The sequence below is a fragment of the Aeromicrobium sp. Leaf272 genome, assembly GCF_001422865.1.
GTDB lineage: Bacteria > Actinomycetota > Actinomycetes > Propionibacteriales > Nocardioidaceae > Aeromicrobium.
The window spans coordinates 7,001-12,718 of the sequence record NZ_LMMY01000011.1 but is presented as its reverse complement, the minus strand read 5'-3'; the positions used below and the strand labels follow the sequence as shown (position 1 = coordinate 12,718).

Annotated in this window: 7 protein-coding genes, 1 pseudogene and 1 riboswitch; of the genes and pseudogenes, 6 read left to right on the top strand and 2 right to left on the bottom strand. The window is 75.8% G+C overall.

The window, feature by feature from the left end; all coding sequences use genetic code 11:
- The 6 genes and pseudogenes from ASF38_RS19105 to ASF38_RS07125 all read left to right on the top strand — a co-directional run.
- Positions 1 to 183, top strand: a pseudogene (locus tag ASF38_RS19105) (uroporphyrinogen-III C-methyltransferase); the annotation flags it as partial.
- Positions 184 to 187: 4 nt separating this feature from the next.
- Complete coding sequence (locus ASF38_RS07145; RefSeq protein WP_056551809.1) at positions 188 to 619, top strand: histidine phosphatase family protein; 432 nt, start codon at positions 188 to 190, stop codon at positions 617 to 619.
- 69 nt (positions 620 to 688) lie between these two features.
- Positions 689 to 756: riboswitch (cobalamin riboswitch) on the top strand.
- A 59-nt stretch (positions 757 to 815) separates the two neighbouring features.
- Positions 816 to 1,037 carry a CbtB-domain containing protein gene (locus tag ASF38_RS07140; protein WP_055961027.1) on the top strand — a complete coding sequence of 74 codons (222 nt, stop codon included), beginning with the start codon at positions 816 to 818 and terminating at the stop codon, positions 1,035 to 1,037.
- A 130-nt stretch (positions 1,038 to 1,167) separates the two neighbouring features.
- On the top strand, positions 1,168 to 2,001 hold the full coding sequence (locus ASF38_RS07135; protein ID WP_056574775.1) for a CbtA family protein: 834 nt from the start codon (positions 1,168 to 1,170) through the stop codon (positions 1,999 to 2,001).
- Positions 2,002 to 2,029: 28 nt separating this feature from the next.
- Positions 2,030 to 2,797, top strand: coding sequence for an adenosylcobinamide-GDP ribazoletransferase (locus ASF38_RS07130; protein WP_056574772.1), 768 nt, complete (start codon positions 2,030 to 2,032; stop codon positions 2,795 to 2,797).
- Positions 2,794 to 3,777, top strand: a complete 984-nt coding sequence (locus tag ASF38_RS07125) for a cobalamin biosynthesis protein (RefSeq protein ID WP_055961014.1) — start codon at positions 2,794 to 2,796, stop codon at positions 3,775 to 3,777. The genes ASF38_RS07130 and ASF38_RS07125 overlap by 4 nt, the downstream gene beginning before the upstream one ends.
- On the opposite strand, the gene ASF38_RS07120 is transcribed toward ASF38_RS07125, so the two are convergent.
- Positions 3,719 to 4,468: a cobalt-precorrin-6A reductase gene (locus tag ASF38_RS07120; RefSeq protein WP_056574769.1), complete on the bottom strand. Its 750-nt coding sequence runs from the start codon at positions 4,466 to 4,468 to the stop codon at positions 3,719 to 3,721. The genes ASF38_RS07125 and ASF38_RS07120 overlap by 59 nt on opposite strands.
- Positions 4,465 to 5,718, bottom strand: a 1,254-nt coding sequence (locus ASF38_RS07115; protein ID WP_235497465.1) for a cobyric acid synthase, incomplete at its 5' end; no start/stop codon positions are given. The genes ASF38_RS07120 and ASF38_RS07115, both read right to left, overlap by 4 nt.

The following is a 5,718-nucleotide window of genomic DNA, read 5'->3' as shown; positions in this document are numbered from 1 at the left end:
CTCGACCCCGACACGCCGGCCGCGGTGGTCGCCGACGCCGGCCTGCCCAGCCAGCGTCGGGTCGACGGCACCGTCGCCACGATCGCGCGCGTCGCTGCCGACGCCGGCATCGGCGCTCCGGCGGTCACGGTCGTCGGCCGCGTGGTCGAGGCGCTGCCGCTCGAGCCGGCACCAGTGGTGTGAGCCGGTGACCCGCCTGCTGTGGATGCGCCACGGAGAGTCCACCTGGAACGTCGCCGGCCGCGAGCAGGGCCGCACGGCCCACCCGCCGCTCACGGACCTGGGGCGGCGCCAGGTGCTCGCTGCCGCCGATCAGCTGGTCGACGCCGACGTCGCCGCCGTGGTGTGCTCGCCCCTGGTCCGTGCCCGCCAGAGTGCCGACCTGGTGGCGGCGCGGCTCGGGCTCGAGGTCGTGGAGGACCCGCGTCTGGTCGAGCGCGGCCACGACGAGACGCTCGACGACGTGCTCGGGCGCCTCGCGGACTTCCTGGCGTCGGGCCCGGCCGACGACACGCTCGTGGTGACCCACGGCGACGTGATCGCCTACGTGGTCGCGGCTCTCGACGGCACGGCACCGTCCCTGCCCGCCAACGCCGAGGTCCGCGTGACGCAGTCGTAGGAATCGATCGTGGGAGACCCTCGCGCAGGACCCCTCGACTGCCCTACGATGACGAACGATCGACGGTGCGGAAGCCGGTGGGAATCCGGCGCAGTAGCGCTACTGTGACGCCTCAGCACGACGGGGCGGAGCCAGACCCAAGCCGACGACAGCCATCCATCCACGGGACGCACTCATCCCTCAGGAAAGGCCTGCCATGTCGCAGCTCTCCCCAGCCCGCTCCGTCGACCTCGTCGGTGTGGCCACGCCCATCTCCGTGCGCGAGCTCGCCCCCTGGGCGCTGTTCGTCGCCCTGTTCGCCGTCCTGGCGCTGTACTTCGTCGGTGCCGAGCAGGGAGCGACCTCCCTGCTCGCGGGCGACACCGTGCACGAGTGGGTCCACGACGGACGCCACCTGCTCGGCTTCCCCTGCCACTGATCAGCACTGTCACTGATCAGCCCTGTCGCTGACCAGCCCGACGTCTGACGGCGCCGCACCGAGCCCCGGTGCGCGACCCGTCCTCCCTGCCTGCGCCCGGCGCGGCCCCCACGCGAGAACGGAACCCTGCATGTCCACGTCCCTGACCCCCCGCACCTTCCTGGTCCACGGCCTCGTCGCCGGCCTCGTCGGCGGCATCCTGGCCTTCGTCGTCGCGTTCGCCGTCGGCGAGCCGCCCATCGACGACGCGATCGCCCTCGAGGAGTCCGCGTCCGCCCCGGCCGAGGCCGGCGCGCACTCCCACGAGGAAGGCGCGGCGCACTCGCACGGCGAGGAGGAAGGCGCGGCGCACTCGCACGGTGACGACGAGGCGGGCGGCATCACCCGAGGCCAGCAGGCCGGGCCCGGCCTGCTCACGGCGACGGTCCTGTTCGGGCTCGTGGCCGGTGGCGTCGCCGGCATCGCCTCGGCCTTCGCGGTCGGGCGGCTCGGCGGGCTGCGCCCCGTCGCGTCGACCGGTGTCGTCGTGGCCTTGGCCTACCTCGCCTACACCGTCGTCCCGTGGGTGAAGTACCCGCCGAACCCGCCCGCGGTCGGCTCGGGCGACACGATCGGGGAGCGGACCGCGCTCTACTTCGGCTTCGTGGCCGTGTCGTTGCTCGCCGTGGTGGCGGCCGTCCTGCTGGTGCGGGCTCTCCTGGCGCGCGGACCGTGGCTCGCCGTGGTCTCCGGCGTCGCGATCTACCTCGTGGTCGTCGGCGTGGCGGCCGTGGTGCTCGCGCCGATCGACGAGGTGCCCGACAGCTTCCCGGCGAACACGCTCTACTCCTTCCGGGTCGGCGCGCTCGCCACGTCGACGGCGATGTGGGCGGGGGTGGCGCTCGTGCTCACCGGCCTCACCGCTCGCACGTGGCGGGCCCGTCAGGCCGACGAGCTGCGTCGAGCCCGGGCCGCGGCGCTCTGAGCCCGTCCCGATCCGCGATGATGCGTCCATGACCGCCGCCTCGACCGTCGACGCCTGGCGGCTCGCCGTGGGCACGCTCACCGCGTGGCCGGTGCGGCCGCCCCGGACGGTCGACCACCTGACGGCCGGCCGGGCCATGGTGCTCGCTCCCGTCGCCGTGCTGCCGCTCGCGATCGGGGCGACCGCCCTTGCGCTGGGGGGCCAGGAGCTGGGGCTCTCGCCGCTGGCCACGGGCCTGCTCGTCGTCGGCCTGCTCGCGCTCGGCACCCGGGCCTTCCACCTCGACGGCCTGGCCGACACCGCGGACGGACTCACCTCCTCCTACGACCGCGACCGCACGCTGGCAGTCATGCGATCGGGTGACGTGGGGCCGGCCGGCGCGGCGGCCCTCGTGCTCGTGCTCGGCCTCCAGGCCGCGGGGGCGGCCTCGCTCGTGGCCGCGGGCGACGCGGTGCTGGTCGGTGCCGCGGTCCTGCTGTCGCGGTCCGGCCTGGTGGTGGTGTGCTCACGAGCGGTGCCTGCCGGGGACGGCTCGGGCCTGGGCGCCACCGTGGCGCGGAGCGTCCCGCTGCCCGTCGCGATCGTCGCCCACGCGGGCTGGTGCGTGCTGCTCGTCGGGGCCTGCGTGCTCGCGGACGTGCCGTGGTGGCACGGGCTGGCCGCAGCGGCGGCCGCCCTGGTCGTCCTCGGCCTGCTGCTGCGTCGCGCCCACCGTCGCATCGGAGGCGTGACGGGCGACGTGATGGGCGCCGGCATCGAGCTCACCCTCGCCACCGTGCTCGTGGTCCTCTCGTGAGACCGGCCTCTGCAGGTCTGGTGCTCGGGTTCGTGGCCGACCGCCTCCTCGGTGACCCCCGCCGGCTGCACCCGGTGGCGGGCTTCGGGCAGGTGGCCGCGGCGCTCGAGCGCCGCACGTACGCCGACCGACGTGGTGCGGGCGTGCTCCACGTGGGCGCGCTCGTCGGGGGCGCGGGCGCGGTCGGTGTGGTCGCCCGCTCCGTCGCGCGCCGCCGAGGACCCGTGGCCGAGGCGGTGCTGACCGCGGCATGCACGTGGGCCGTGCTCGGGGGGCGTTCGCTGGAGCGCGAGGCGCTCGCCGTGCACGCCCTGCTCGACGCCGACGACCTGGACGGCGCCCGACGCCGCGTGACCCATCTCGTGGGCCGCGACCCCAGCACCCTCGACGTCGAGGGCGTGGCCCGTGCGACGGTCGAGTCCGTCGCCGAGAACACGTCCGACGCCGTCGTCGCGCCCCTGGTGGCCGGTGCCGTCGCGGGGGTTCCCGGGCTCCTGGCCTACCGCGCCGCCAACACCCTCGACGCGATGGTGGGCCATCGCACCCCTCGACTCGAACGCTTCGGCTGGGCCGCCGCCCGCCTCGACGACGTGCTCAACCTCGTCCCCGCGCGACTTTCCGCGACCCTGGCCGTCGTCACCGCCCCGCTCGTCGACGGCAGCCCCGTCGCGGCCGCTCGCGCGTGGCGCCGCGACGCCCGCCACCACCCCAGCCCCAACGCCGGGCCGGTCGAGGCCGCCTTCGCCGGTGCGCTCGGGGTGCGGCTCGGCGGCGTGAACGTCTACGCCGGACGCACCGAGGACCGTCACACGCTCGGTGACGGCCGACCCGTCCACCCCGACGACGTCGCCCGCGCGACGAGGCTGGCGCGTGCGGTCGACGTGGGCGCGCTGCTCGTCTGCGTGCTGGGACCCAGGTCCCTCACGCCCGGTCGGCGGCGCGGTCGGCTGCCCACTCGGCGGCAGTGCGGACGTCGCTGACCGTCTCCACCCCGGGCGGGCTCGGGGGCCGGCGCACGACCACCACGGCCGCGCCCCGCTCGCCCGCCGCGTCGAGCTTGGCGACCGTGTGGCTGCCGCCGGAGTCCTTCGTGACCACCACGTCCACACCGTGCTCGGACAGCAGCGCCCGCTCCGACGCCAGGTCGTAGGGGCCGCGGCTGTGCAGCAGCGTCCAGCCCGGCGGCAGCTCGACCTCCGGCTCGTCGACCACCCGCACGAGCGCGGGGACGTCGCGCAGCGGCTCCACGAACGGCGCGAGCCCCTGCCGCCCGATGCTGAGGAAGGGGCGGCTGCCGAGTCCGACGGTCAGCGCCGCGGCGTACGCGTGGGAGTCCACCCAGTGCCACCGGTCGGCGTCGGGGTGCTCGCTCCAGCCCGGCCGCGCGAGCCGCAGCAGCGGGACGTCCTCGGCGTCGCACGCCGCCGCCGCGTTCGCGCTGATGCCCGCCGCGAAGGGATGGGTGGCGTCGACGACCGCCCTCACCCGCTCGTCGCGCAGGTACGACCGGAGGCCGGCGACGCCACCGAACCCGCCGATCCGCGTCTCGCCGACGGGCAGCCGTGGTCGGGCCACCCGCCCGGCCAGCGACGACGTGAGCGTGACGCCGGCGTCGTCCAGTCGTGCCGCGAGGGCGCGCGCCTCCGCGGTGCCGCCGAGCAGCAGGATCATGCGCCCGCCCCCGGCGGGAGCAGGGGCAGGTCGGACGGGGCGCCGTCGCGGGCCAGCCGCTCCAGGGCGTCGACGTCGAGGTGGGTCTCGACCAGGTCGCCCAGTCGGTCGAGCCGCGCCTCGCGCAGGCCCCCGAACGACACGTCCGACGGCGGCAGCACCGTGCCCGCCGCAGCTGCTACGTCGGCCAGCAGCGCCCGGCGGAACGCGTCGCCCTCCAGGCTGCCGTGCCACATCGTGCCCATCACCGCGCCGCTGCGTGCGCCCCCCAGGAACTCCTCGCCCGTCCCCCGGGCGATCCGTCCGTGGTGGATCTCGTAGCCCGACGTCGGCGCCCCCAGCGCCTCGCCGGTCGGCAGGCGCAGCACCTTCTCGGCGCCGAACGTCGTCTCGACGTCGAGCAGGCCCAGGCCCTCGACGCTGCGCGCCGTCGACGCCTCCACCGCGTCGGGGTCGTGCACGTGGCGGCCCAGCATCTGGAAGCCACCGCAGATGCCGAGCACGGGCCGGCCCGCGCGGGCGTGCGCCACCACGGCCCGGTCGAGCCCGCGGGACCGCAGCCACACCAGGTCGTCGATCGTGGCTCGGGTGCCGGGCAGGACGACCAGGTCGGCGTCGGCGACGTCGCGCGGGTCGGAGACGAACACGACGTCGACGCCGGGCTCGACCCCCAGCGCGTCGACATCGGTGAAGTTGCTGATGCGGGGCAGGCGCACCACGGCCACGCGCAGCGCGCCTGCGGCTCCCGATCGCCGTCCGTCCAGGTCGAGCGCGTCTTCGGAGTCGAGCCACAGCGACGGGTCCCAGGGCAGCACGCCGTAGAACGGGCGCCCGGTCAGCGAGGTCAGCCGCTCGAGGCCCGGATCGAGCAGCGAGACCTCGCCGCGGAACTTGTTGACGACGTAGCCGGCCACCAGCCGCTGGTCGTCGGCGTCGAGCAGTGCGACGGTGCCGTGCAGGGCGGCGAACAGGCCGCCGCGGTCGATGTCGCCCACGACCACCACCGGCAGCTCCGCGTGCTGCGCGAGCCCCAGGTTCACGTAGTCCGACGACCGGAGGTTGATCTCGGTGGGGGAGCCCGCACCCTCGGCCACCACGACGTCGAACCGCCCCGCCAGGTCGTCGAACGCCGCGTGCGCGGCCGCGGCGAGGTGCCGCCGCCCCTCCACGAAGTCCGTCGCGTCGACGGTGCCGCCGGGACGCCCCATGACCACGGCGTGGCTGCGCCGGTCGCTGCCCGGCTTCAGCAG

What these genes read in the sequence shown, in the direction of transcription:
- ASF38_RS07140 (WP_055961027.1), top strand. Translation starts at nt 816, where the DNA reads ATGTCGCAGCTCTCCCCAGCCCGCTCCGTCGACCTCGTCGGTGTGGCC.
- ASF38_RS07135 (WP_056574775.1), top strand. Translation starts at nt 1,168, where the DNA reads ATGTCCACGTCCCTGACCCCCCGCACCTTCCTGGTCCACGGCCTCGTC.
- ASF38_RS07130 (WP_056574772.1), top strand. Translation starts at nt 2,030, where the DNA reads ATGACCGCCGCCTCGACCGTCGACGCCTGGCGGCTCGCCGTGGGCACG.
- ASF38_RS07120 (WP_056574769.1), bottom strand. Translation starts at nt 4,468, where the DNA reads ATGATCCTGCTGCTCGGCGGCACCGCGGAGGCGCGCGCCCTCGCGGCA.